This is a genomic window from Brevibacillus sp. IT-7CA2 (genome assembly GCF_949767855.1).
Taxonomy (GTDB): domain Bacteria; phylum Bacillota; class Bacilli; order Brevibacillales; family Brevibacillaceae; genus Brevibacillus.
In genome coordinates, this window is record NZ_CATKQT010000052.1 from 68,160 (window position 1) to 93,649 (window position 25,490).

Genomic DNA, 25,490 nt, shown 5'->3' on the forward strand with positions numbered 1-25,490 from the left:
CTTTTATGGTGTACCCGCTCGCATCAAGGAAAGGCAAGCAGGAATTCCAAGAGGATTTGCGAATATCATAAGGCATCGAAAGGAGTGATGACGGATGAAAAACAATCACAACATCAGCAATCGCACGGTATGGACGCAGGTGATCACAAGTTAACCTTTGAAAATGGAGTGATTTTTATTAAAACGATGTTTGAGTACAATTGGATGGTTCGTGAAGAATGGCTGAAATGGTGCGAGGATGTCCCAATGGAAGAATTGCTTCGTGCGCGCATCGGGGGTGTCGGGGGTATTTTGCACACACTGTTCCATGTTATTGATGTAGAATGGAGCTGGATTCAAGTCATGCTGGGAAGGCCTGATTTTCAAGAAAGCTTCGACCTTCACAACCGGTTGGAAAAGGTTCGTGACCTGGAGGCGACTTTTCGCCCGGATGTGCTTCAATTTTTACGCAATTGGGATGAAAGTATGGAAACAAGAGCCTTTCAGGATACGAAGTCTGACGGCAGCATCGCTACATACACATGGGGTGAAATTATGCGGCACATGATCGCTCATGAAATCCACCATGTCGGGCAGCTATCGATATGGGCGCGAGAAATTGGGAAAAAGCCGATTTCCGCAAACCTGATCGGCAAAAATCTGATCCTCCCTGCAACCAATTTCATTCACTGACCCAATTTAGTACTGAAACGACAAAAACGATTGCATCCGGCAATCGTTTTTGTTTTTGTCTTCGCTATTTGTATTAATACGTCGGGCGTTTTTCCCACGGCTCGACCTGACCGACGATTATTTGCCGTTCAGATGTTTGCAGAGCGTCAATCACCCCAGCCGCAATTTCATCATTTGTCAGCCAGCGTGAATACTCACCTGCACATGTAAACCCAAGGATGACCCGTCGATATATACAAACTTCTGATGTAGGTGCTATCGGTGGATTCCTCCAAGCACCGCTCCCACACACATGCAACAATTGCCAGCGCTGCTCAGGTCGCGACAGTTCTTCCACGATCACAGAGAGTGCATGTGGTGCAGTCGAATGAATCCACGCGACAACCACATCCATCGGCCCTCTCTTCTCTACGAGCTCGGCCATAGCCTGACGCAGGCTGTCTGTCTGGTGGTAGTCTTGTGGCAGCAAATGAATCGACTCTGGATGAATGGAACCGTCTCTGACACTTCTTAATTTAACTGGATCACGACCAAGTACAGTTACTTGATAACCTTGACGAGCCAGCCAGCGGGAGACCTCTGTAAGCATGCCACTCGCACCAATCACCAATGCTTCTTTGGCCATGTTTTCATCCCCCCGATGGTTGTGTTTACGATTCCACAATCAGTGTGACAGGGCCATCATTTAACAGACGTACGTCCATCATTGCGCCAAAGCGTCCTGTTTCCACCTGGAGCCCTTTTTCACGCAGCTTGGCGTTAAACAGCTCGTACAGCGGTTCAGCCTGCTCTGGTCGTGCGGCAGCCATGAAGTTCGGCCTTCTGCCCTTTCTGCAATCGCCATACAGCGTAAATTGTGATACGGACAAAATTTGACCACCCTTATCTAAAACAGAGAAGTTCATTTTGCCTTCCTCGTCTTCAAAAATACGCAAGTTAGCAATTTTGTCTGCGACAAATTCTACTTCTTTTTCTGTGTCTTCATGCGTAATTCCTACCAGCAGCATTAAGCCGTGTTCAATTTGTCCGACGATCTCTCCTGCCACGGTAACACTCGCTTCTCTCGTTCTTTGTACGACAACCCTCACACTGACTCATCCTTCCTGTTAGCTAAACAAGAACACCCAATCCAATAGGGATTAGGTGCTCAGTATCCGGCGAACCGAATAAATATCTTTGATGCGCTTGATGCGCTCTACTACTTTCAACAGATGATCCACATTGCTAATCGAGATGGTCATATGAATCGTTGCCACTCGATTTTTATCAGACTTGCCACTGACAGCCGCAATGTTCGTCTTTGTCTCTGCCACAACCTGCAATACATCGTTTAACAGTCCGCTCCGATCATTGCCCGTGATCTCGATCTCTACATGGAAATTATGTTTGAAATCGGTATCCCATTCGACATCAATCAGACGCTCTGTACATTCGTCTGTCAGTACGTTCGGACAGTCCAGTCGATGCACCGATACCCCACGACCTCTTGTAATGAAACCGATAATCTGGTCGCCTGGGACAGGTGTACAACAACGCGAAATACGGACGAGCAAATTATCCAAGCCACGGACTTTGACGCCAGACTCACTCTTGGCAGAATGATTTGCTGGATTCGGTTTGACCTCAGGAATGGTCGGGTTTTGTTCTTCGCGCTCTCGACGGAGTTTGTCTAGAAGACGAGTCGCAATTTGCGAAGCCGTAATACCGCCATAGCCGACTGCGGCAAACATGTCTTCTGCCCCTTGGAAATTAAACCGGGCTGCCGCTTCCTTCAGGTTCGTTTCCGTCATCGCTTCTTTAATATCAAAGCTGCGCGACTTGATCTCCGCTTCCACCATCTGCTGACCTTTGGCGACGTTCTCTTCCCGCTTCTCTTTTTTAAACCACTGTTTAATTTTATTGCGAGCATGCGCGGACTTGGCCATCTTAAGCCAGTCCTGACTAGGCCCGTACGAATGCTTGGAGGTCAGGATTTCGACGATATCGCCTGTTTTCATCGCATAGTCGAGCGGTACAATCTTGCCGTTCACTTTGGCGCCAATTGTTCTGTTTCCTACCGCAGAGTGAATCCGATAGGAGAAGTCCAGCGGTACAGAGCCTTTTGGCAGCTCGACTACATCGCCTTTTGGCGTGAAGACGAAAACTGTATCGGAGAAAAGATCCTGTTTGAGACTCTCCATGAACTCTTGCGCGTTCGGAGCTTCTTCCGATCCACCTTCAATAATCTCCCGCAGACTACCCAGCTTCTCTGCAAACGAGCCTTGCACGATGCTTTTGCCTTCCTTGTACGCCCAGTGAGCCGCGATCCCGATCTCAGCTGTCTGGTGCATATCCCAAGTGCGGATTTGCACTTCCAATGGCTCACCTTTTGGCCCAATCACTGTGGTATGAAGAGATTGGTACATGTTCGTCTTTGGCATGGCAATGTAATCTTTGAATCTACCTGGCATCGGCTTCCACAGGGTGTGCACGATACCGAGAACCGCATAACAGTCGCGGATGTCATTCACGATGATCCGCAACGCAAGCAGGTCATAAATCTCGTTGAACTGCTTGTTTTGTCTCGTCATCTTTTTAAAAATGCTGTAGATATGCTTCGGACGTCCCGAAATTTCTGCCTCGATGTTTAACTCGCCCAGCTTTTCTCTGATCGTATCCGATGCTTCGTTCAGGTAGGCTTCGCGCTCCACCCGTTTCTTTTGCATCAAATTCACAATCCGATAATACTGTTGCGGATTCAAATACCGAAGCGCTGTATCTTCCAATTCCCATTTGACGGAAGCGATCCCCAAGCGATGGGCAAGTGGCGCAAAGATTTCCAGTGTTTCATCGGAAATCTCGCGTTGCTTCTCCTCGGACATGTGCCGAAGTGTCCTCATGTTGTGCAGACGGTCTGCCAGCTTGATCATGATGACGCGGATGTCCTGTGCCATGGCAACCAGCATCTTGCGGTGGTTTTCGGCGAGCTGCTCTTCCTTGGACTTGTATTTAATTTTTTCCAGCTTGGTCACTCCATCTACCAGGAGAGCTACATCCGGTCCGAACTGCTCACGGAGATGATCAAGCGTAATCTCGGTATCCTCCACGACATCATGCAAAAATCCAGCCGCAATCGTAACGGCATCCATGTGCAGGTTTGCGAGAATACCCGCCACAGCGATTGGGTGCATAATGTAAGGAACGCCTGATTTGCGTATTTGCCCTTCATGCGCTTTTTCGGCAAGCTGATAGGCACGTGTAATCAGGTCCATATCCGATTGTGATAAATAGGTGCTTGCTTTTTTTACTATCTCATCAATGCCGGTAATCATAGTTCCCTTCCCTTATCCTCTCAGTAAAATAACCTCGTTCGAGGCCTTCTCACGGAGGAGCGACCGCATTATAGCGGAAAGTTTCACCGAAGTATTGCCGGAAGCAGACGCTGAGGCACTTCGTGATGCGCTCCGGAAAGTTTAAGCCTGGACGCATTTCGCACTGTGAAGCACTTGAACTTTCCTATACGTCTAGAAAACTTGGGCTTTGCCAAGCCTTTTGGCGCAGGCGAAGGCTTACTTGCACGTATCATGTCTGTCTATTTCATACTATTATCTTGTATGTGGTTCGTCTTGTAAAGCTGAATTCCCCTGTAAAGTATGTACAGCCCCAGAAAAAAGAAAAAAACGGGCATCTCACCCGTTTTTCCTTGTTGCATCAATTAATATTGAACGAGCGATTTGATAGGAATTTCACCTATTTTGCTACGTCCATCCAAGTAGGACAGTTCGATAAAGAAGGCAGCTCCTACTACTTTACCTCCGAGTTGCTCAATCAAATTGATTGTTGTCTCAATGGTTCCACCTGTCGCCAGCAAATCGTCTGCAATCAGAACACGCTGACCTGGTTGGATAGCATCTACGTGTACAGCGAGTGCATCTTTTCCATACTCCAGGTCGTAATCGGCCTTGATGGATTCATATGGCAGCTTGCCAGACTTGCGGATCGGTACAAAGCCAATTCCCATTTCGTACGACAATGGAGCACCTACTACGAATCCACGTGCTTCTGGACCCGCAATCACGTCTGCTTGTACTTCACGTGCGAAGACAGCCAAGTCTTGAATCGCTGCTTTGTAAGCAGGGCCATCCTTCAACAGAGTAGTGATGTCCTTGAAACGAATACCTGGCTGTGGAAAATCTGGGATAACACGAATGTATTGTTTAAAATCCATGAAAAATTCCTCCTAAACGGTGGTTGGTTCCACCAATTGATGAAGCGATTGAATCATTGCATCAGAAGAAGAAAGTAATAAATCCGTAGCTAGCTGTGCCTCTTCCTTCCAATTCGCGTAGAGCATAGAGCTCTCGAGCGGCCTTTTCACAGTGTTGGCCAAGAGCGTGTACTGCTCCGCCTCCTCTACTAAAAACTCCAGCTCCATAAAGATGGCAATCATGCCGTCCAATAGATTTCTTTTCCATTGCAGCTTTCTAGCCAACGCATCCATATGGATTTTTTTAACAGTTGGCACCTGGACGAAAAACTGGTACAACTGTTTAAAATGCTCCCGGCCCGGACAGGAAAGCCGCTCCATTCCTAAATCCGGATCACCAAACAAACAGTATATGCGCTCCGCTTGTTTGAGCAAGACACGAGCCACTTCCAATTCGGAACGATGCTTCGGCAAATCATACAAAATCACGTTGGAAGAGGCTGTGATGTTCGTCCCCTCTCGACCAACCACGAACAAGGAATTCACCTGATCGCTTGTCGCTTTCGCTGCCAGTGGCTCGTAGCTTTCCTCGCGAAACAGGATGGTCACCGAATTTGACTCCGCCATCACTTGCTGCCATTTCTCTATCTTGTCACGACTGCCTCGCCAGTCAAACACTTGCTGGTGTCCAACAGACAAATCACGGATCGTCAGCTGAGGCTTTCGATTTCCGTTCCATTCGTTTACAGACAGTTCTCCCAATACGTGAAAACGTGCCTTGGGCGTTACTCTCTTTGTTACATGTGCCCAGTTGAAGCCAATTGCATCCAAAGAGGTACCCGCTTTGTTCAATGTACACTTCAAATGATTGTCATCGCGCCCAATGGTGCGCATCCCTTGCGTTTCTACTTCTTCTAACAAAACGAGCGGTGTTGGATTCCCCATTCCATATGGGGCGAGCTGTTCGAGTTGCTCCGCCGCGGTCAAGCTGATCTCTTCCATGCTCATCGCAACGTCCACTTTGGTCATCGGCGTGAAGTCTTCAGCGGACAACCACTCTCCAGCGAGCTCGTTTAATTTTTGGCGTAATAAGTCGAGATTTTCTACAGGCAAGGTCATCCCTGCTGCCATTGTATGACCACCATAGTGGGGTAGCCATTCCTTGCAAGCAGTCAGACCTTCATACATATCAAAACCTGCAATGCTTCTTGCCGAACCTTTTGCCGTTCCTTTTTCCGGATCAATGCCAAGCACAATCGTTGGACGGTAAAAAAGTTCGACCAAACGGGAAGCTACGATCCCTACCACGCCCACGTTCCAGCCTTCTTTAGCCAGAACGAGAACATTGTTCTGGTCAGGCGGATACAGCTCATTCACCATCTGTACAGCTTCCTCAGTCATCGCTGCGACAATTTCCTGACGTTCGCGGTTTAAGTCGTCCAGCGCCTGGGCACATTTCTCTGCTTCGTCCATATCCGAAGTCGTCAGCAATTTCACAGCGGATTCAGCCGTCTCCAGCCTTCCACTCGCATTCAGACGCGGTCCTAGCGCAAAGCCTACATGTCCCGCAGACAGCTCGGTATCGGCCAACCCACAAACTCGGATTAAGGCTTGCAGACCAAGGTTCCTTGTATGATTTAAGCGCTTTAATCCTGCTCGAGCAAGAATGCGATTTTCATCTACCAACGGCACCAGATCCGCTATCGTCCCCAATGCAGCCAAATCAGCCAAATGCAGTGGCGGTTCTTTCAGCAAGGCATGCCCCACTTTAAAGGCGACCCCTACTCCCGCCAACATATCAAACGGGTACGAACAGCCGGGCTTCTTGGGGTTAATCACAGCAAATGCCTCCGGGATGATTGCCGGAGGTTCGTGATGGTCGGTTACAATGACGTCAAGACCTAACTGGTTCGCGTACGCTACCTGCTCCACTGCACTGATCCCTGTATCGACAGTGATGATCAGCTTATAGCCACTATGATGCAGATGCGCCAATGCGTCTTTATGTAACCCATACCCTTCTGTAAAACGGTTGGGAATGTAGTAGTCAAAAACAGCGCCGAGTTGGCGCAGTAGATGTACCATTAGCGATGTGGAGCTAACCCCATCGGCGTCGTAATCGCCGTATATGCAAATCGGTTCTTGCCTTTGAATGGCTTGTTGAATGCGATGCACGCTTTGTTCCATTCCATCCAGCAAGAAAGGGTCATGAAACAATTCTGGACCGGCTTGCAAAAAATCACGAGCCTTTTGTGATGTGTCAATGCCACGTATCACCAGAAGCTTGGATACGAGCGGAGTAAGCTGGCAATCTGCGGCAATAGTAGCAGCAAGCTGCTCATCATAGGTGGCCAGTTTCCAGCGTGTTTTCGCTTTCAGCATGGGCGTTCCTCCAATCCTCATTCATTATAGAGGATGGAGCACAAGCCTGACAATAGTGAGGCTTGCTCCGGTAAAAAAAGGAGAAAACCGCGGGAATATCCCCGCGGCTTTCGGATTAGCTTTCGTTTGGAGCTGTTGAAAAGCGCTTCTTGTTCAGTTCTCTCTTTTTCAAAGAGACCCAGATTTGCGCAGCGATAAAGATCGAAGAGTAGGAACCACTGAGCAATCCGAAAATCAGTACGAGGGAGAAGTTGCGAATCCCTTCGCTTCCCAAGAACACAATCGCAACGGCTGTCGCCAAAACGGTTACCACGGTAAAGACAGAGCGGCGCATTGTCTGCCACAAGCTCACGTTTACCAGGTGTTCCAGGTCTTCAATTGTCTTGGTCTTCATCACGCGTTCATTTTCACGAATACGGTCAAAAATAACAATCGTATCGTTCAACGAATAACCAACGATCGTCAAGATCGCTGCGATAAAGGTCAAGTCAACCTCGAGTCGAAACACGGAAAACAACGCGATCGGGATAAATACGTCATGCAAGAGCGCAATCGCACACGCGACCCCAATCAAGAACTGGAAGCGGAACGCTACGTAGATGGCAATCCCAAGTGCAGCGAACAAAATTGCAAAACCCGCATTGCGTACCAATTCTTGTGCAATAATCGGATCAACTGTAGACTCTTGCTTGGTTACCTGATCACCATACTTGGCTATCAATGCCTGTTCAATCTCCGTCAGCTTTTCCGGTGGAATGGTTTCTTCAAAGCGTGTAAAAGCCTGTTTTTCCCCATATGCTGTCACATCTGAAAAAGATGTCTCCGGTAGCTTTTCCCGGACGATCGCATCAATATCAGTCGTCGAGAAATCTTTCCCGATATACATATCCAGACGTGTACCTGCTTTAAAATCAACCCCGAGGTTCAACCCAAGAGTGAACATGGACAGCAGGCCCAACGCAAGAATAATCCATGAAATCACAAAAAACTTCTTACGATTTTTTACAATGTTGTACTTATCAGCGTACTCTAGTGCTCTATAACTCACCAATTTCACTCTCCTTTACCCCGAACCAAGACGGCTTCTTGAATAGGTTCGTACGGATCAACAAGCCGAGGAGGAAGCGAGAGGCAAAAACGTTTGTAAAAATACTTACGATCGTTGTCAGCATCGAGATAATCGCAAAGCCTTGGATAGAGCTAGTCCCGAAGAAATACAATACCACAGCTGCGATCATAGCCGTAACCTGTGCATCCAAAATGGTGACCAAGGAACGTCGTTCACCTGCACGGAATGCAGATAGAATTGTCTTACCGGAACGGATCTCTTCCTGAATACGTTCGTAGGTAATAATATTCGCGTCCACGGCCATCCCGATTCCCAAAATGAAACCAGCAATCCCTGGCAATGTGAGCGTCGCATCCATCCAATCCAAGAAGAGCAGGGAGAGATAGATGAACGCTGCCAATGTAAGATTCGCGACCAGACCTGGCAAACGATAAACCACCAGCATGAACAGGAAGATAAAGGCTCCACCGATATATCCTGCATACAAGGTTTTTTCCAAGGACATCGCACCAAGTGAAGCCCCTACAGATGTTACCTGTTTCTCAATCAGTTTGGCCGGCATTGCACCGGAGTTAAGCAAGTCAGCCAACTCTTGCGCAGATTCTTGCGTATAGTTACCGGTAATTTGTGCACTACCACCGGAAATGACAGACTGAATCGTCGGGTTGGTCTGCATTGTATCATCTAGGAAGATTCCCATTGGCTTACCAAGATTTGCACGAGTCACGTCTTCTAGAAGTTTCGGTTCTTTAAATTTGACGGTAACCAACGGTCTTTTCAGGTCGTCGTAACCGACTGCTGCTCCCCCCGGAGCCAAATCGCTACCTTTCATCATCGTCTTGCCTTCTACGTCACGGAACGTAAGTACAGCTGGCTTACCGATCAACTCACGAAGCTTTTCCTGATCAGCATCATGGGAGGCGATCCTCACGCGGATTCGGTCCGGCAGCTCGACGTTTACCTCTGGTTCGGTAACGCCACCGATATTCACCCGTTTTTCGACCATTTGCGCAGTTGCAGCCAATAATGTTGTATCGACCTTTTGTCCTTCATTCAGGGGCTCTACCTGATACAAAATTTCAAAGCCGCCCTTTAGATCCAATCCTAGTGTGATATTGCTTGCTACTTGTCCAGTCGTGGTAAACAAACCGCCCAACAAGCCCACCACAACCAGGAACAATACAAGTCTGCTCCATTTAATCATGTAATACCCCTCTTTCCTAGCCGTGCCTCGTCGTCGACACGAAAACCAATATGCCCATTATAGCGAAGGAAGAAAAAACGTGTCAATTAATGCTGGAAAAGCGAACCATGGTAACCAACCCCTTATCTGCATCGCGCATTTTTACCTATACGATTTAGATAAGAAGAAGTTTCACTAAGAATTTTTGTACATTTGAATCATGAGGTAATTCATATACTTGTTAGTCTTCAAGGACAAAATGTCGTTGACAAGCTGGTGGATCGGTGGCATTACTTTATAGCCGTTCGTGACGCATTCCCATATGTCTTCAGCTGCCACATTGTCATACCCCAAGAGAGCAAATTCCTCTGCCTTACTTACACAAAGACTCGCGACTTGCCCATACCATTCCTGTTTTTGCGCTTGGTCCATCCCAATTTCCCCCTCAAAGTAGTCATGCCGACAGCGGCACGTCCATATTCTTTACTGAGTGAATTTATCCTTGCAAAGGAGCCTTCCATGAAACAATCCTTCTTTTACGGAACGGTCATCCTCATTATTGCTGGTGGCATCACCAAAGTGTTTGGCTTTGCTCACAGGATCGTGTTGTCGCGCATTATCGGAGCGGAAGGAATGGGGCTTTATCAGATGGTTGTGCCCCTTTTATACTTTCTGATTACTGTGACGACATTCGGACTTCCGGTCGCCATTGCAAAGCAAGTGGCAGAGACGGAAGCGGCTAATAATCCCCGGCTGACTCGCCGATTTCTGTTACTAGCCTTGTCGGTCGCCGGCGGGATCAGCCTCTTCATCTGTGTTCTGCTCCTCTTGTTCTCTCAATGGATTGCTGGAATGCTATTCGCGGACCCTCGTGCACACATTGTTCTGCTTGCCGCCATTCCGGTCATCCCGATTTCTGGCATTTCTCTTGTCCTGCGAGGATACTTCCAAGGCAAGCAAAACATGATCCCTACTGCGGTCTCTCAGCTTGTAGAGCAAGTCGTCCGAATGGCACTGGTTGTTGTCATGACGATGTCGTTTCTTTCGGCAGGCATCGAGTACGCCACAGCAGGGGCTGTCGCCAGCATTATTTTTGGAGAAGCAGCCGGACTCTTGTACATTCTCTGGCAGTATCGCAAAGGCAGCAAAAAAGCAGCAGCTCAGCTTCTGGATAAGCCCCTTCTCATGACGGTTTCAGCAAGCAAAAAGAGCTTGTCGCAACTTATCCACGTCGCACTCCCTGTCACGCTAAGCCGCATCATCGGCTCCATCGCTTACGTTCTAGAGCCGATGCTCGTACCGTACGCGCTCGTCATTGCAGGCTTTACCACCTCGACTGCTACTGGTTTGTACGGACAGTTTGCCGGGATGGCTGTTCCTTTGCTACTTTTCCCCACTTTTTTAACGTATTCCTTGTCCGTTTCCCTCGTTCCTGCCGTGGCGGAAGCGGCCTATCAAAAAAATGCTCCACTCGTGCATCGCCGCATTTATCAAGCCATGCGGATTACACTCGTCATCGGAGCACCTTGTACCGTCTTGCTCACCATTTTTGCAGAACCTTTATGTGTCCTGCTCTACGGCAATGAGTATCGGGAGGTTGGCGTGCTGCTAAAAGAGCTGGCACCGTTCTCCGTCTTCCTGTTTTTCCAAGCACCGCTTGCAGCCGCCTTGCAAGGCCTCGATTACGCTCAGGTCGTCTTTCGAAATACGCTGATCAGTGCCATCATCAAAACTGTCGCCATGTTTTTTTTCACGGCACATCCAGCATTCGGCATTCACGGCGCTGTCATTGCTCTTAATATCGGCATTACACTTGGAACATTATTGCATTTTGCCAGCCTGATCAAAAAAATTGGTTTTACGGTCGACCTTCAGGAATTCGGCAAAATCGCGATCGCCATGTTACTAATGGGTTATTCCGGTTCCTACATTGCCAAGCATTGGTTTATGGACGTATCGATTGGACAGCTATTGACTGCAAGCACCTTCATTAGCACCTTGCTGTACTTTGTCCTGCTCGTCGCCATGCGCGTCTTGGGCAAGCAAGACGTGCGTCGCATTCCGTGGATCGGCGAACAACTCGCCGTGTTCTTCCCTCGCCGCTAGCGCCTATTGCAGCGGCTTGTCTTTTTTGTCCAAATACATGATGCCACGTTCGTCAATGCTGCAAAAAGAAACCTCTCGAATGTCTTTGATTCCGTATTTGCGGATTTCTCGTTTCAGCCAAAGCTGGTTTTGTCCGATCTTGTTCAGTGCTTCCGTTCTCACCTTGCCATCGAGAATCAGTGGGATGGGCAGACCTTTGTACGAGACAGGACCGACTTGTGGCTTCATCATCAACGATAAATCTTCCCTCGTAATCTTTTCTTTTTGCTCCTTTAAAAACACACTCATCTGTCCGGTTGGCTCCAACAACGCAAATTCAACATCGGCAATGTTTTTTACGTCTTTTTGCCGCAGATGTACCATCAAATCATCCATGTTCAAGCGATTGCGACGCATCGCCTGCTCCCTGATTTGCCCATTTTCTATAATCAAATCGGCAGAGCCGTCCACTGTATCGCGGAATTTCTTGCTCTTTAATGACAGATAAGCGAAGGCGACTTCCAATAAGGCAATCAACAGCATCGGCAAATAAAACCGAAGAGCAGGCTTATCGACATCCTCAATCGCCAGTGCAGCCATTTCTGCAAGCATGATCGAAATGACTACATCAAAAACGGACAGCTTTCCCAATTCCCGCTTTCCCATCAACCGCACCAAGATCAAGAGGAAAAAATACGAGAAAAGGGTGCGAAGTAACACCATTGTAAGATTATCCACTTTCGCTGCCCCCCAAAGAACATTTGATACTAGTGTTCAACAAGGGGCAGGGAAAGTATTAGCACCAATTACAGCCACTTTCGCTTGCGGAAAATGTGGAGCATGGCAAACGTCATGGCTAGCATAATCACGAGTGCCACGATCAGCATATACGGTTCGGCTTCTTCACCCAGCCATGCGAAAGTATTCATCCCGAATAGTCCGGTGATAAATGTCAACGGAAGGATGATCGTAGAGATGATTGTAAGAACTCGCATCGTCTCCGTTGTTTTGGCGCTAATGATGGTGTAGTAAGTATCCAACGCACCGTTAACCAGATCACGGAAGGTTTCCGTTGAATCGGAAATCCGCTCCAAGTGGTCTGTTAGGTCGGTGTAGAACGGAACGTTTTCCTCGGAAATATCGAAGGAGTAACGGCCATTGACGTTCGCGAAAATTCTTTTTTGCGGCATGATCACTCGCCTGATTAAAATAATCGTTCGCTTCAACGCCAGGAACTCTTCGGTAATTTCCTCCATCTGATGTTCATAAATCTCGTCCTCCAGCTCGTCAATCCGCACACTAATCCGATCAATAATGGGAAAATATTCATCGGTAATCCCGTCTACAATGGCATACAGCAAATAGTCAGGACCTCTGTTCAAGTAAGAAATGTTGCGGTGACACATGGCAGCGATCCGACCGATGGTATTCATCGGAGACTTGTGGATCGTCACGATGTAGTTAGGGCCGAGAAAAACGTTCAGTTCTACCGTTGTGATCTCGTCATCGCTTTCTTCATTGTAACGCAGGGCGTGAAAAACGAAGAAATAGTAGTCATCGTACTTGTCTACCTTGGCACGTGGACTGACGTGCAGGCAGTCCTCAATTGCCAGCGGGTGAAAGTCGAAAATCTTGGCAATATAGGGCAGTTCATTGTTTCCCACATCATACAGATCGATCCAGAGTAGATCCTCTGGTGATTTCAGCCATTGATCCTTCGTTGCCAGATCAACGTCGTGAAACATCTTCTGTTCAGAGTGGTTATAAAAGTACGTTTTGATCAATCTTCCTCACCCCCGTCTCGTTCCCCATCCATCATACGAAAATTCCTATCAATGTTCAACGCGAAGATGAATACGTGAGCCAAGCCTCTCATATAGATGTACAAACACTTCCAATAAGGGGGTACATACCGTGCGAAGTGCATCTACCTCTGTACTGACAGGTCTATTGTATACGACATGTCTTGTTTTAATTGGAGCGTTGCTCGCGACCTTGCTCCTTAGCTTCACCTCGATACGGGAAGGCACGCTGCCCTATTTTACGTACGTGATCAATGCCATCGCCCTCTTGATCGGGGGATTCGTTACTGGACGTCGGTGCGGCGGCAGGGGCTGGTACTACGGCGGACTTACCGGACTCACTTACTTCCTTTTCATCCTCTTGATCGGCTTCCTCGGCTTTGACGCCCCGATGCAATGGGGGACCTTCCTGTTCTTGTTCGGTGCTTTTGGAGTGGCTGCGTTAGGAGGGATTCTCGGCGTGAATTCGGCCAATTCCAACAACAAGCATAAAGGCGGTAAACCTAAAGTTATCAAGCCTCGCCGCTAAAACAAGACAGAAAAAAGCAGGTGGATCACCCACCTGCTTTTCGCATGTATTATTTGGATTCTTCTTTTGCTTCTTCGCTCTTTGCTGGTTCACTCTTTACAGGTTCGTTGCTGGAAGAAACTACGCTGTTGATCGCACCACGATCGAACGTAACGTTTACGTTATGAGCAATACGCAAAGTGATAGTATCATCAGATAGGTCTTGGATCGTTCCATGCACTCCACCGATTGTTACGATCTTGTCGCCTTTTTTCAGAGCACCAAGCATAGCGTTGCGTTGTTTTGCCTTCTTTTGTTGCGGACGAATCAGCAAGAAGTAAAAAATCGCAAACATGATGATAATCGGTAAAAACTGAGTCAAGCCATCCATGAAAAAAATCCCCCTCGATTAAAAAGATCTATCTTCACCCAATCCATATTGAGCGAAAAACTGGTCTCGGAAATCTTGCAAGCGGTCTTCGGCAATCGCCTGACGCACCTGTTCCATTAACTTCACCAAGAAGTGCAGGTTATGGTAGGTAGTTAATCGGATACCAAAGGTTTCCTCCGACTTGACCAGATGTCGGATGTAAGCACGTGTGTAATTTTTGCAGGTGTAGCAATCGCAATTTGGATCAAGCGGGGTAAAGTCACGCGCGTATTTTGCATTGCGGATGACCAGTCTTCCCTGGCTTGTCATGCATGTCCCATTGCGGGCAATTCTTGTCGGCAACACACAATCAAACATGTCGATGCCGCGGATCGCTCCCTCGATAAGAGCATCTGGTGAACCAACCCCCATCAAATAGCGGGCTTTGCTTGTCGGAAGCAATGGAACAGTATGCTCCAGCACTTCATACATCAAAGGAAACGGTTCTCCCACGCTCAAACCGCCGATCGCGTAACCTGGGAAATCCATGGAAACCAGATCGCGTGCACTTTGTGCGCGCAAATCGTTGAACATACCACCCTGAACGATTCCAAACAACGCTTGTTCGTTTGGACGAGTATGCGCCTTCAAACAACGCTCTGCCCAGCGGGTTGTTCGCTCCATTGATTTTTTTACGTAATCGTACTCCGCAGGATAAGGAGCACATTCATCGAATGCCATGAAAATATCGGCACCCAACGCGTTTTGAATCTGTGTAGCCTCCTCAGGACCAATAAACAGCTTTTCGCCGTTTAGGTGGGAACGGAAGGATACTCCTTCCTCCGTAATCTTGCGGAGGTTACTAAGGCTAAATACTTGAAAACCGCCGGAATCAGTCAGAATGGCACGGTCCCAATTCATAAAGCCGTGCAGTCCGCCTGCCTCGCGAACAATTTCATGCCCTGGACGTAGAAACAAATGGTACGTATTACTGAGGATGATGCCCGCGCCAAGCGCTTTTAACTCCTCGGGGCTCATCGTCTTTACTGTCGCTTGTGTACCGACAGGCATAAAGACAGGGGTGTCAATCGTCCCATGAGGGGTATGTAACTTACCGAGACGTGCACCAGTTTGTTTGCATGTTTTGATTAACTCGTAGCGTACAGCCAAATCTTTGCACTCCTCAAGCTCTGTATGTAAGTCTTACCTATTATAGAAAAACTTCTGGATGAAGTAAACCCACCTGACTAATAAGTATACACTTATACGGGTGGGTTGTTCACATTTTATAAAATTAACATCGCATCGCCAAAACTGAAGAAGCGATACTCCTCTTCCACAGCCGTTTTGTAGGCACGCATCACATTCTCTTTTCCAGCCAAAGCACTCACGAGCATGACGAGCGTAGACTTCGGCAAGTGGAAGTTTGTCAGGAGCCCGTCCAGGATGGAAAACGTGTAGCCCGGATAAATGAAAATATCCGTCCAACCAGAGGTTGCGACCAGCTTTCCTCCATTCGCGCGCCCTACTGTCTCCAATGTGCGGCAAGATGTCGTCCCGACAGCGATTACTCTTCTACCTTCTGCTTTTGCCTGGTTTACCAGATCTACTGTTTCCTCGGGAATCTCATAGTACTCCGCGTGCATGACATGCTCTTCCACGGAATCCGCTGAAACAGGGCGAAAAGTCCCAAGTCCCACATGTAGGGTCACGTAAGCCAGCTGTACACCTTTTGCAGCGATTTGCTCCAAGTACGGCTTCGTGAAATGGAGGCCGGCTGTCGGTGCTGCTGCCGAGCCGCGCTCCTTCGCATAGACTGTCTGGTAACGCTCACTGTCCTCCAGTTGTGCGTGAATATACGGGGGCAAAGGCATCGAGCCTAATTGGTCGAGAATCTCATAAAAAATTCCCTCGTACAAAAAGCGCACGATTCGTCCACCCGTCTCTGTCACGTCTTCACAAACACAGCGCAATAGACCGTTTCCAAAAACCACTTCTGTCCCCTGCTTCATCCGCTTCCCGGGCTTCACCAGCGTCTCCCAGCGATCGTCACCAAGTGATTTCAACAAAAGGATTTCTATTTTTGCACCAGTCTCAGCCTTTTCTCCAATCAATCTGGCAGGTAAAACACGGCTGTCATTCATGACAAGTACATCCCCTGCTTGGAGGTGATCGATTAAATTGGTAAATTGCTGATGCACGATATTGCCTGTTTGTTTCTCTAACACAAGCAATCTCGATGATGTTCGGTCTTCTAGCGGGTGCTGGGCAATTAAATGCTCCGGCAAATCAAAATCAAATTGTTGCACGTCCACGAAATCGTTACTCCTTTTTGCGGTAGATCTTGTGGCAAACGACTTACTTTTCGATTGTCACATCCTGGTAGTAGTGTTGCAAGATATCTTTGTAGTCATACCCTTCCTCTGCCATCGCACGAGCTCCGTATTGCGAAACACCAAGTCCGTGCCCAAAGCCAGTACCTCGGAAGATGAATTGCGAGCCATTGACCATTTCTACTTCAAACTTCGTGCTACGCAGAGGGGAGCCACCTTGTTGAAAAACAGAACGGAAAGCATCCGGTGAAGAAACGACGATCGGCGTCCCGTTTGCTTCCATCGCGATCACACGTCCAGATGGACCGCGCTCCGTCACTTTCAGACTCGTTACGTTCCCTGCAATGCGTGGAGCTTTGTTCTTGTCATGCGCGGCATTGATCATGGCTGCAATCTCTGTAGCAGTAAACGGACCACGCGTCCACGAATACGCATTTTCTTCTTTTACTTCTGAGAGGATCGTTACTTCTGCGCCAGTAGGGAGTACGGACAACACACGATGAGTCGTTGTACTTGGACCTGAACGCAAATTGGTATTCTCGGTCGAAATGACCGCTATTCTTTTTCCTTCTGAATTGTTCTGGCCTGTTTCGGTTACCAGATCATTTCTTACATAGCCGAGCGTTCCATCTGCTAAAGCCACGCGGTACCATACGCTCGCATTTTCCATTGGATATGTGTCTTTACTTTCAACTGATCGCAAATAAGGAACCGGATTGCCCCATACTTCTGTGCCGTCCGCCGTCATACCGCCTGCATTGGAATAGAAGAGTGACTCTGCTGGCTTGCCTTGGTAGTAAATGATATTGCCTTCTGTATCGTCGACGGCCTCACGTACATCATCAGACTCTTTTGTATAGCCATAATACGCCTGTTCGAAAACCGTGTCGGATACATTGGCAACTCCATACTTATTACCTTGCCACACAGCACGAGTTCTCGACAGGACTGCCTGTGTTTTCAATGCTTCCATCGGCCAGCCTGGAGCCATTTCAGAGCCAACGACTCCATACAGATACTCTTCCATTGGAAGCTCATTTACTAGCGTCAAGTGACCATTGTATTCCGATAGCTCCATCTCACCGCGATATGTGCGCTGCTCTCGTTCCACAACGCCAATCACCGATTCATCGCCTGCTTTATTTGCTTCGACAGTCAGCTTAACTTGAGGAGAGAATACATACTTCCAAATCACTTCATCCGGTGATCCGTATACATCCTGCTTCAATATAACATAAGATTGGCTGTCTGGCTCCTGATAGGAGAAAGAAGGAAATGCGGCGTTTGCTTTTCGTTTCAATTCTTTCACAGCATCAGGACTACCCTCGTCGCCGATCCAAACCGCATATTTGACTTTATCCCCATCTGATACCATCACGGGATAAGCAGGAATACCTGCTGCTTCAAATGACGCTTGCCATTCTTGTGCTTCTTTTAAACTTTTGAATTTACCCGCTTCGAGTCGAAGTGGACCTTTTACCAGCGGGTTCTGCCCGATTGCCTGGGCAACTGTTTTTGCCTGATTGGCTGCAGCCTGATACGTGTCATACGTTCCACTTACGACTTGATAGACGGTCTGACCGTTGCGCTTTGCCACCTGGATTGAGCCCTCGTATTTGCGTTGGCTCATTTGCTGTGCAATCTGCTGTGCACGGTTCCAGTCACCTGTTTCGGCAACGATCAGATGATATTCATCAACCCGGTAACGGGCTGCATCTCCCTTTAATTCGGGTAAATCTGTCTTGCCTTCGGGTCCATTGAGTACGACTTCCATTCCATTTTCAGCCGTTAGCGTCACGGAAGGAACTACTCCCCGATAACCTTGTCCCGTATCCACAAATAGCGCGACCCTGATATTGTCGCCGGCTGCCTGCGCTGGTACTTGTCCTCCTACGAGAACTACTGATAGCAGGCCCACCGAAAGGACTTTCCCCATCCATTTCTTTCTCATGTCGTCCATTGTCCTTTCTCCACCTGATTTTCAACAAAAATTGGCATGTCTTCCCAATGTTTTTCGACAATCGCAGGCTGATCTCCTGCCTTTTTCGTAAAATGGGACCAAACGCCCGCACGCAAAAAAGCCACCGGAACGATGAGCTCCGATGACCTTCACACTTGCCTATTTAAACAGTCGGAATAAATACATGCCAAGAGACAGGACGATGCTAATCACAATACAAGTCACAATCGGAAAGTAGAACTTAACGTTTTCCTTTTCTACCACGATATCTCCCGGCAAACGCCCCAGTGGCAAAAATCTGCCTCCTACTTGCCACAAAAGACCGATTACGATTAATGCAGCACCACCAATAATAAGTAGCTTGGCTACAGGATTCACGATTTCATCTCCCGACCAAAGTGTTGGTACGCACTCGGAGTGAGAACACGCCCCCGCGGCGTCCGCTGCATGAAGCCAATCTGCATGAGGTATGGCTCACAAACATCTTCCACCGTTTGCGACTCTTCTCCGATTGTTGCTGCGATCGTATCCAGTCCAACCGGTCCGCCGTCAAAGCGATCAATAATCGCTAGCAATAGTTTATGGTCGATATGATCCAGACCGCAGGCATCCACCTGCAATCTTTCTAGTGCTTCTTTGGCAATCTCTGTTGTAATGACACCTTCGCCTTTTACTTGAGCAAAATCGCGAACCCGCTTCAGCAAACGGTTTGCCACCCGGGGTGTTCCCCGTGAACGTCTGGCAATCTCCTCTGCTCCGCCTTCTCGAATGACGACCTGCAGGATGTCGGCTGCACGGGAAACGATAAAGGTCAGTTCCGGGACTGTATAAAACTCGAGGCGATTTACAACCCCAAAGCGATCTCGAAGCGGCGCGGACAGCATGCCAGCTCGCGTCGTGGCCCCGACCAGTGTAAATGGTGGCAAATCCAAACGAACACTGCGAGCACTTGGCCCTTTACCGATAATGATGTCCAGTGCAAAATCCTCCATAGCCGGATATAGTACTTCCTCGACGCTTCGATTGAGCCTGTGAATCTCGTCGATAAACAGGACGTCGCCCTCTTGCAAATTCGTCAAAATCGCTGCCAAATCACCCGGACGCTCAATTGCCGGACCAGACGTCGTGCGGATATTCACACCCAGCTCATTTGCGATAATTTGCGACAAGGTCGTCTTCCCTAGACCAGGCGGACCGTACAGCAGTACGTGATCCAACGACTCTTTCCGCATTTTGGCTGCTTCAATAAAAATCTTCAGGTTTTCCTTCACGTGCTGTTGACCGATGTATTCGTTTAAATAGCGAGGACGGAGGCTCAGCTCCGCCGCATCTTCTTCCCAATTCATATGCGTCGTGATGATCCGAGAATCCAAAATCCTACCCCCTCATGAGCAACGCAAGCCCTTGTTTGATGAGCTTTTCTACACCATCGCCCTCTTTTGATTTCTCAGACAGCGTGTTTCTGATTTTTTGCAGTTCACCATCAGAGTAACCCAGTGCAGTCAATGCATCGAGTGCTTCGTTCAGCGCAGACACAGCTTGCTCGCCTGCTGTCAAATCACCCGCTGCAACAGTCAAAATCGCAGATGGTGTGTATCCTACCAATTTATCCTTCAAATCGAGGATAATGCGCTGGGCAGTCTTTTTCCCAATCCCCGGAAATTTCGTCAAATAGGTAACATTCTCCTGTTGAACCGCCATCACCAGCTGCTCAGGCGTCGCCGCAGCCAGAATGGCCAATCCGCCCTTTGGACCGATTCCGCTAACATCAAGCAACTTGCGGAATAAATCGCGTTCGTCACGGGTAGCGAAACCGTACAACAGAATGGCATCCTCCCGCACATGGTGGTGGGTAAACAATTTAGTTTTGCTGCCTTCATATCGAACGAATTGATACGGGTTTGGGCAAAACAGTCGATAACCTATTCCGCCGGTTTCGATAACTATGTATTCCGAATCGAGATAACTAAGTGTACCTTCTACAAAATCAATCATTTCTGAACCCCTTCCGAAATGGAAATGAACGCGCGAAACTGTGCGTGCGTAATAGCAATGCCCAATGCGTCCGCCACGTCGTCAGGCTTTGGTACTTCTTTTAACCGCAATAAGAGCTTCGTCATTTCCTGTATTTGCTTCTTCTCTGCTCCCCCGTATCCAGTCACGGCTTGCTTGACCTGCATTGGGGTATATTCATAGACCGGCACACCAGCCAGCTCTGCTGCAAGTATAATAACCCCTCGCGCTTGACCAACTGTAAAGGCCGTCGTCACGTTTTTATTAAAGAAAAGCTTTTCGACGGACATTTCATCGGGACGATATGTTTCCAGAAGGCTCTGCATTGCCTCAAAAATCTGTTTCAATCTAAGTGGCACTGGCAATCCTGCTTCTGTCTGAATGCTTCCATATTGGACGGGACGCAATTGGCTGCCCTCTTTATCCACAACCCCGAAGCCAACAATCGCAATGCCAGGGTCAATTCCTAAAATGCGCATAGTCCACTCTCCGTGAGCAAAGATTCTACTCTCTACTGTAACACAAAGCACCCGAAAAGCGAACGTGTATTTCCATATAAAAACCCGCTCCCTATTAAAGGAGCGGGTTATACGGTGTCTGTTAGTGTTTGTTCATTCCGAATGAATCCGACACATCATGCTGCATGTGGGCATAGTCGTCTACGCCACTCTGCATGTGCTCTTTGATCTTGTTGATCTGTTGGTAATTGAGCTTGTTGTGCCCCTGGTTCAACTGAACGTACAAACGCTGATGGAACTGGTCTTTGTAGCTACCTCTAGGCATGGTAGACATGGTCTAAAGACTCCTCCTTCGATCACCGTATGAAATCAGTATGGCGTAAGCGCAATGGTGTTATGATACCAAGATTTACGCCACATGAGCCAGACATCTTATTGAAACGATAAGCAGTGGAGGTGTTGGTTGTTGCGAAGCAAAGTCCTTATTTTTTGTATATGCCTCTTCGTAATCGCCCTGTCAATGCCGCACTCTGTGTTTGCCAAGGTCAAGAATGACATCACGGTCACCGTTTCGGTGTCACCTGAGTCCTCCTTCCAAACGAGCATGTCCTTCCGTGATCAAAAGCAATTTACGAAGCGGCTATTGGGCTCTACTACCGAAGTCGCCTCCTATAACCCGCACTGGGTACGTGCTACATTGACCGTAAAAAAACGAACGTATGTATATGATCACGATGGCCAGCTTTATGAAACAGAAATGCCTCGTCGCTATGTTTTGGCAAACGATGTTCGCCAGCGGATCGAAGAAATGATCAAGTCCGTAGAGACCATCCATTTTGCGCAAGCCATTCCCTGGGAACAGGTGAAAAAAACGTTGAAACGGATGGAGTTCGGTACCGTGATTGATTTAGAGACAGGCCAACGTTTTGATGTCCAGCGCAGAGCAGGCAGTCGCCATGCCGATGTTCAGCCGTTGACACGCAAAGATACACAGATCATGAAGAATATTTATCAGGGGAAATGGTCGTGGAAGCGCAGAGCCATTCTGGTAGAGGTAGACGGAACTTATTTTGCAGCATCCATGCACGGAATGCCTCATGGCGCTGGTGCGATTAAAGGAAATGAATTCCCCGGGCATTTTTGCATCCACTTTTTCGGCAGCTCCACTCATCGACGCACAGAGCCCGATCCCAGTCACAGCATGATGATTCTCAAGGCCTCCGGAGCGCTTGCAACTACAATAAAAGGGGCGTCTCCTGAAGAGCTCGTCGGCTATTTCCTCACGGCTCTGCATGAGCACGACACCCATGCGATGCGAATGACAACGGACGGATTCTCACTTCCTGAAGGGCTGTCCGCGATCGAATCTGTGCGATCGTCAGAAATCGTCATCCCGTCAGACGAACGCGGCCCCTTCTTGATAGAGGTTCCTGTTCGACTCACATACATCGGCCGGGAAGGTGGTAATTTTCGACGGACATGGAAGTTTCTTTTGCGCCGCGAAGTACCGGGGGAACGCTGGCGAATCATTGCGGTTGAACCGAATCCATAGCAATGGAAATAAAAATCCCTTTCCAGTCCAATACGTGCTTTTTTACACGAAAGGCTCGAAAGGGATTTCTTTTGGTCTACCCGTTTTCATTGGCCACTCCATTGGTATTCGCCATAGGTGGACAATACACTGTTATACTCTGCCAAATTACGAATGCGAATCCCCCGTTTCAGATTCTCCCATTCCTCTTTTGGCAGACTCGCTTCCATTTTCGCAGTATCGATTCGATAAAAGGTTTGCACGACATCTTGTTCAGCAGGCAGACCATGAAAGAGAGTAAGCATGCCGTCCGCAGCTATTCCGATATGTCCATTCTCCTTGCATGCTGGCGCTATATCCTGCTCGCGTTTCATTAAGATCATCTTGATAGGTTCTGCTTGTACAATTTCCCATCCATTATAGTTACCCATGACGTCTGCCAGTTGATTGGTACGAACTGTCACATGTTCTTCATCTCGCACCCCACACAAATAATGGCGAGCTAAAACCAGTTCATACGAATTACCTACGACTACGTCCGCTTTTCCTGTATGGTTCAGTAAACGAGCCAGACCCGAATCGTTTCCGTCCTTCCCTACTAACAGGATGCCGACTACGACGCCCGTGGCTAATGCTGCACCCCACGTCGCGTAAACCATCCACTTTTTCTTCTCAGTCACATAGAACCCCTTCTTTATATAGGTTTTTCTTCCTATCATTTCCACAAAGATAGAGGGACATACGCGACCAATGGGGGATTGACGATATATTTTTTTATTTTTGTCAATACAAAAAATTAATATACTATTTCATCTAGCTATCTATCCAGCTTCCGAATCTAATGATAAACTATTTTTGCTTGGCATTATTGTAAACTTATGGAGGTCATTTCAAACATGAAAAAAACGAACAAAAAAATGCTGACTGCTTTCCTCCTCAGCACTTCTTTGGTTGTTGGCGCACTCTCTTTTCCTCTTACTCCTGTAAGCGCGCAAACAGATTCTGTCCTCAAGCTCCGCCTGTTGGAAACGACAGATATCCACACAAACATCGTTAACTATGACTACTATCAAGACAAAAACACAGACGAGTTTGGCCTCGCAAAAACAGCGACATTGGTCAAAAAAGCAAGAGAAGAAGCGAAAAACAGCATCCTGATCGACAACGGTGACTTGTTGCAAGGAAACCCATTGGGCGACTACGTGGCAAAAATCGATCCGTTGAAAGCTGGAGATACTCACCCTGCTTATAAAGCAATGAACCTGATGGACTATGATGTTGCTAACATCGGTAACCACGAGTTCAACTTTGGTTTGGAGTTCTTGGACACCAGCTTGAAGGGTGCGAAATTCCCTTACATAAATTCCAACGTCTATGTAGATGACAAAGACAAAAACCCGGACAATGACAAAAACATGTACACTCCTTACGAAATCCTGGAGCGTACTTTTAAAGATGAGAACGGTAAAGATGTAAAACTCAAAGTAGGTGTAATCGGTTTTGTTCCGCCACAAATTATGCAGTGGGACAAGGCTAACCTAGAAGGAAAAGTAATCGCGAAGGACATCGTGGAAACCGCCAACAAATTCGTACCTGAAATGAAGAAAAAAGGTGCGGACATCATCATCGCGGTTCCTCACTCCGGAATTGGCCCTATCGAGGGTGGTCCTCAATTGGAGAACGCTAGCTACCAGCTGAGCAAGGTAGATGGTATCGACGCGATCCTGTTCGGACACTCCCACTCCGTATTCCCTGGCCCTGGATTCGATAAAATTCCAGGCATTGATGCAGAAAAAGGAACGATCAACGGTAAACCAGCCGTTATGCCTGGCTTCTGGGGTAACCACCTCGGCGTGATCGACCTGACGCTGAAACAAGAAAAAGGCAAATGGAAAGTGGCTGAGTCCGCTACAAAAGTAGTTCCGATCTATGACAAAGCTAACAAAGCATCCTTGGCTGATGCTGATAAAGCTATCGTAGATGCTGTAAAAGAAGATCACGATAAAACAGTTGAATGGGTTCGTTCTGCTGTAGGGAAAACATCTTCCCCGATCTTCAGCTACTTTGCACTCGTACAAGATGACCCATCTATCCAAATCGTAACCAATGCACAAAAATGGTTCGTTGAGAAAAACGTGAAGGGTACAGAATACGAAGGCATTCCAGTTCTGTCTGCTGGTGCACCATTTAAAGCAGGCGGCCGCAACGGAGTAAGCTACTACTCCAATATCCCAGCTGGTACAATCGCCATCAAAAACGTATCTGACCTGTACATCTACCCGAACACATTGAAAGCAGTTCTGGTCGATGGAGCTACGGTGAAAGAATGGTTGGAGCGCTCCGCTGGACAGTTCAACCAAATCGATGCGAAGAAAACAGATGAGCAACCACTCATCAACGAGTCTTTCCCAACGTACAACTTTGATGTAATCGACGGTGTTACTTATCAAATCGATGTTACACAGCCATCCAAATACGCTGTAGATGGAAAAGTAGCAAGCAAAGATGCAAACCGCATCAAAAACCTGTCTTTTAACGGCAAACCAGTAAAACCTGAAGACAAATTCATCGTCGTAACCAACAACTACCGTGCAAGCGGCGGCGGTGCGTTCCCAGGTCTGGATGGCAAAAACATCGTAATCGATTCTCCAGATGAAAACCGTCAAATCGTAATCGACTACATCCTGAATCAAAAAAATATCGACCCAGCAGCAGACAACAACTGGTCTTTTGCTCCAGTAGAAGCGAAGCTGAACGTTACATTCACTTCTTCTCCTGACGCGAAACCATTCGCTGAAAAATTGTCCAATATCAAGTTCATCAACGTATTGGAATCTGGGTTTGCGAAATTCTCTATTGATCTGTCCAAGCCTGCTTCCAAGTAAGCTTGTCAACAACACAAACATCCCTCTTTCGAGAGGGATGTTTTGTTTTATCC

The 25,490-nt window shown here is 47.8% G+C and carries 25 protein-coding genes; 5 read left to right on the forward strand and 20 right to left on the reverse strand.

All coding sequences use genetic code 11. The annotated features are described in order from the left end of the window. Window positions 1-177: 177 nt before the first annotated feature. Complete coding sequence (locus ACM6JA_RS26005) at window positions 178-672, forward strand: DinB family protein (protein WP_414854922.1); 495 nt, start codon at window positions 178-180, stop codon at window positions 670-672. A 73-nt stretch (window positions 673-745) separates the two neighbouring features. Here ACM6JA_RS26005 and ACM6JA_RS26010 read toward each other — a convergent pair whose 3' ends face one another. From ACM6JA_RS26010 to ACM6JA_RS26045, 8 genes are all read right to left on the reverse strand, one after another. Then, on the reverse strand, window positions 746-1,297 hold the full coding sequence (locus tag ACM6JA_RS26010) for a short-chain dehydrogenase (protein ID WP_414854713.1): 552 nt from the start codon (window positions 1,295-1,297) through the stop codon (window positions 746-748). A gap of 25 nt (window positions 1,298-1,322) precedes the next feature. After that, the gene (gene dtd, locus ACM6JA_RS26015; protein ID WP_048032145.1) at window positions 1,323-1,760 is read right to left on the reverse strand and encodes a D-aminoacyl-tRNA deacylase; all 438 of its coding nucleotides are present in this window, start codon (window positions 1,758-1,760) and stop codon (window positions 1,323-1,325) included. Between the two features lie 51 nt (window positions 1,761-1,811). Then, complete coding sequence (locus tag ACM6JA_RS26020) at window positions 1,812-3,983, reverse strand: RelA/SpoT family protein (protein WP_007717574.1); 2,172 nt, start codon at window positions 3,981-3,983, stop codon at window positions 1,812-1,814. A gap of 383 nt (window positions 3,984-4,366) precedes the next feature. Further along, a complete protein-coding gene (locus ACM6JA_RS26025) occupies window positions 4,367-4,879 on the reverse strand; it encodes an adenine phosphoribosyltransferase (protein WP_017247577.1) in 513 nt (170 codons plus the stop codon). 12 nt (window positions 4,880-4,891) lie between these two features. After that, window positions 4,892-7,240, reverse strand: a complete 2,349-nt coding sequence (gene recJ / locus ACM6JA_RS26030) for a single-stranded-DNA-specific exonuclease RecJ (RefSeq protein ID WP_414854714.1) — start codon at window positions 7,238-7,240, stop codon at window positions 4,892-4,894. A 115-nt stretch (window positions 7,241-7,355) separates the two neighbouring features. Then, window positions 7,356-8,288 carry a protein translocase subunit SecF gene (gene secF / locus ACM6JA_RS26035; protein ID WP_007717569.1) on the reverse strand — a complete coding sequence of 311 codons (933 nt, stop codon included), beginning with the start codon at window positions 8,286-8,288 and terminating at the stop codon, window positions 7,356-7,358. Next, complete coding sequence (gene secD, locus ACM6JA_RS26040) at window positions 8,278-9,513, reverse strand: protein translocase subunit SecD (protein ID WP_414854715.1); 1,236 nt, start codon at window positions 9,511-9,513, stop codon at window positions 8,278-8,280. Before secD ends, secF begins: the two co-directional genes overlap by 11 nt. Window positions 9,514-9,687: 174 nt before the next feature. Continuing rightward, window positions 9,688-9,924 carry a post-transcriptional regulator gene (locus tag ACM6JA_RS26045; protein WP_414854716.1) on the reverse strand — a complete coding sequence of 79 codons (237 nt, stop codon included), beginning with the start codon at window positions 9,922-9,924 and terminating at the stop codon, window positions 9,688-9,690. 87 nt (window positions 9,925-10,011) lie between these two features. Here ACM6JA_RS26045 and spoVB point away from each other — a divergent pair, with 87 nt between their 5' ends. Then, window positions 10,012-11,598 (forward strand): stage V sporulation protein B, encoded by a 1,587-nt coding sequence (spoVB, locus tag ACM6JA_RS26050; protein ID WP_414854717.1) that lies wholly within the window; start codon window positions 10,012-10,014, stop codon window positions 11,596-11,598. A gap of 3 nt (window positions 11,599-11,601) precedes the next feature. Here spoVB and ACM6JA_RS26055 read toward each other — a convergent pair whose 3' ends face one another. Further along, window positions 11,602-12,315, reverse strand: a complete 714-nt coding sequence (locus tag ACM6JA_RS26055; protein ID WP_414854718.1) for a DUF421 domain-containing protein — start codon at window positions 12,313-12,315, stop codon at window positions 11,602-11,604. Window positions 12,316-12,383: 68 nt separating this feature from the next. Then, the gene (gene corA / locus ACM6JA_RS26060) at window positions 12,384-13,361 is read right to left on the reverse strand and encodes a magnesium/cobalt transporter CorA (protein WP_007717563.1); all 978 of its coding nucleotides are present in this window, start codon (window positions 13,359-13,361) and stop codon (window positions 12,384-12,386) included. A 130-nt stretch (window positions 13,362-13,491) separates the two neighbouring features. Here corA and ACM6JA_RS26065 point away from each other — a divergent pair, with 130 nt between their 5' ends. Beyond that, window positions 13,492-13,908 (forward strand): TIGR04086 family membrane protein, encoded by a 417-nt coding sequence (locus ACM6JA_RS26065; RefSeq protein WP_376898702.1) that lies wholly within the window; start codon window positions 13,492-13,494, stop codon window positions 13,906-13,908. Window positions 13,909-13,957: 49 nt separating this feature from the next. Here ACM6JA_RS26065 and yajC read toward each other — a convergent pair whose 3' ends face one another. From yajC to ACM6JA_RS26110, 9 genes are all read right to left on the reverse strand, one after another. Then, window positions 13,958-14,278 carry a preprotein translocase subunit YajC gene (gene yajC / locus ACM6JA_RS26070; RefSeq protein ID WP_414854719.1) on the reverse strand — a complete coding sequence of 107 codons (321 nt, stop codon included), beginning with the start codon at window positions 14,276-14,278 and terminating at the stop codon, window positions 13,958-13,960. Window positions 14,279-14,296: 18 nt separating this feature from the next. Beyond that, a complete protein-coding gene (gene tgt / locus ACM6JA_RS26075; protein ID WP_173618908.1) occupies window positions 14,297-15,427 on the reverse strand; it encodes a tRNA guanosine(34) transglycosylase Tgt in 1,131 nt (376 codons plus the stop codon). A 116-nt stretch (window positions 15,428-15,543) separates the two neighbouring features. Beyond that, window positions 15,544-16,572 carry a tRNA preQ1(34) S-adenosylmethionine ribosyltransferase-isomerase QueA gene (gene queA / locus ACM6JA_RS26080; protein ID WP_414854720.1) on the reverse strand — a complete coding sequence of 343 codons (1,029 nt, stop codon included), beginning with the start codon at window positions 16,570-16,572 and terminating at the stop codon, window positions 15,544-15,546. Window positions 16,573-16,615: 43 nt separating this feature from the next. Then, window positions 16,616-18,550, reverse strand: a complete 1,935-nt coding sequence (locus ACM6JA_RS26085) for a SpoIID/LytB domain-containing protein (protein ID WP_414854721.1) — start codon at window positions 18,548-18,550, stop codon at window positions 16,616-16,618. Between the two features lie 159 nt (window positions 18,551-18,709). Continuing rightward, a complete protein-coding gene (locus ACM6JA_RS26090; RefSeq protein WP_012685583.1) occupies window positions 18,710-18,928 on the reverse strand; it encodes a DUF2905 domain-containing protein in 219 nt (72 codons plus the stop codon). Then, window positions 18,925-19,923 carry a Holliday junction branch migration DNA helicase RuvB gene (gene ruvB / locus ACM6JA_RS26095; RefSeq protein WP_012685582.1) on the reverse strand — a complete coding sequence of 333 codons (999 nt, stop codon included), beginning with the start codon at window positions 19,921-19,923 and terminating at the stop codon, window positions 18,925-18,927. The genes ACM6JA_RS26090 and ruvB overlap by 4 nt, the downstream gene beginning before the upstream one ends. 4 nt (window positions 19,924-19,927) lie before the next feature. After that, the gene (gene ruvA / locus ACM6JA_RS26100) at window positions 19,928-20,545 is read right to left on the reverse strand and encodes a Holliday junction branch migration protein RuvA (protein ID WP_048032131.1); all 618 of its coding nucleotides are present in this window, start codon (window positions 20,543-20,545) and stop codon (window positions 19,928-19,930) included. Then, entirely contained in the window at window positions 20,542-21,042 is a 501-nt protein-coding gene (gene ruvC / locus ACM6JA_RS26105; RefSeq protein ID WP_007724528.1) for a crossover junction endodeoxyribonuclease RuvC, read from the reverse strand. The genes ruvA and ruvC overlap by 4 nt, the downstream gene beginning before the upstream one ends. Window positions 21,043-21,163: 121 nt before the next feature. Then, a complete protein-coding gene (locus tag ACM6JA_RS26110) occupies window positions 21,164-21,355 on the reverse strand; it encodes a hypothetical protein (protein ID WP_007724527.1) in 192 nt (63 codons plus the stop codon). Between the two features lie 132 nt (window positions 21,356-21,487). On the opposite strand from ACM6JA_RS26110, the gene ACM6JA_RS26115 reads away from it, so the two are divergent. Beyond that, window positions 21,488-22,573 carry a hypothetical protein gene (locus tag ACM6JA_RS26115; RefSeq protein WP_414854722.1) on the forward strand — a complete coding sequence of 362 codons (1,086 nt, stop codon included), beginning with the start codon at window positions 21,488-21,490 and terminating at the stop codon, window positions 22,571-22,573. Between the two features lie 86 nt (window positions 22,574-22,659). Here the strand turns inward: ACM6JA_RS26115 and ACM6JA_RS26120 are convergent, their stop codons facing one another. After that, window positions 22,660-23,232: a BofC C-terminal domain-containing protein gene (locus ACM6JA_RS26120; protein WP_414854723.1), complete on the reverse strand. Its 573-nt coding sequence runs from the start codon at window positions 23,230-23,232 to the stop codon at window positions 22,660-22,662. A gap of 216 nt (window positions 23,233-23,448) precedes the next feature. On the opposite strand from ACM6JA_RS26120, the gene ACM6JA_RS26125 reads away from it, so the two are divergent. Further along, complete coding sequence (locus ACM6JA_RS26125; RefSeq protein WP_414854724.1) at window positions 23,449-25,437, forward strand: bifunctional 2',3'-cyclic-nucleotide 2'-phosphodiesterase/3'-nucleotidase; 1,989 nt, start codon at window positions 23,449-23,451, stop codon at window positions 25,435-25,437. Window positions 25,438-25,490 lie beyond the last annotated feature (53 nt).

Excerpts from the sequence above, each read along its gene's own strand:
- ACM6JA_RS26010 (WP_414854713.1), bottom strand. The coding sequence starts at position 1,297 with ATGGCCAAAGAAGCATTGGTGATTGGTGCGAGTGGCATGCTTACAGAG.
- ACM6JA_RS26020 (WP_007717574.1), bottom strand. The coding sequence starts at position 3,983 with ATGATTACCGGCATTGATGAGATAGTAAAAAAAGCAAGCACCTATTTA.
- ACM6JA_RS26025 (WP_017247577.1), bottom strand. The coding sequence starts at position 4,879 with ATGGATTTTAAACAATACATTCGTGTTATCCCAGATTTTCCACAGCCA.
- recJ (WP_414854714.1), bottom strand. The coding sequence starts at position 7,240 with ATGCTGAAAGCGAAAACACGCTGGAAACTGGCCACCTATGATGAGCAG.
- secD (WP_414854715.1), bottom strand. The coding sequence starts at position 9,513 with ATGATTAAATGGAGCAGACTTGTATTGTTCCTGGTTGTGGTGGGCTTG.
- ACM6JA_RS26045 (WP_414854716.1), bottom strand. The coding sequence starts at position 9,924 with ATGGACCAAGCGCAAAAACAGGAATGGTATGGGCAAGTCGCGAGTCTT.
- spoVB (WP_414854717.1), top strand. The coding sequence starts at position 10,012 with ATGAAACAATCCTTCTTTTACGGAACGGTCATCCTCATTATTGCTGGT.
- yajC (WP_414854719.1), bottom strand. The coding sequence starts at position 14,278 with ATGGATGGCTTGACTCAGTTTTTACCGATTATCATCATGTTTGCGATT.
- ACM6JA_RS26085 (WP_414854721.1), bottom strand. The coding sequence starts at position 18,550 with ATGGACGACATGAGAAAGAAATGGATGGGGAAAGTCCTTTCGGTGGGC.
- ruvA (WP_048032131.1), bottom strand. The coding sequence starts at position 20,545 with ATGATTGATTTTGTAGAAGGTACACTTAGTTATCTCGATTCGGAATAC.
- ruvC (WP_007724528.1), bottom strand. The coding sequence starts at position 21,042 with ATGCGCATTTTAGGAATTGACCCTGGCATTGCGATTGTTGGCTTCGGG.
- ACM6JA_RS26110 (WP_007724527.1), bottom strand. The coding sequence starts at position 21,355 with ATGTCTACCATGCCTAGAGGTAGCTACAAAGACCAGTTCCATCAGCGT.
- ACM6JA_RS26125 (WP_414854724.1), top strand. The coding sequence starts at position 23,449 with ATGAAAAAAACGAACAAAAAAATGCTGACTGCTTTCCTCCTCAGCACT.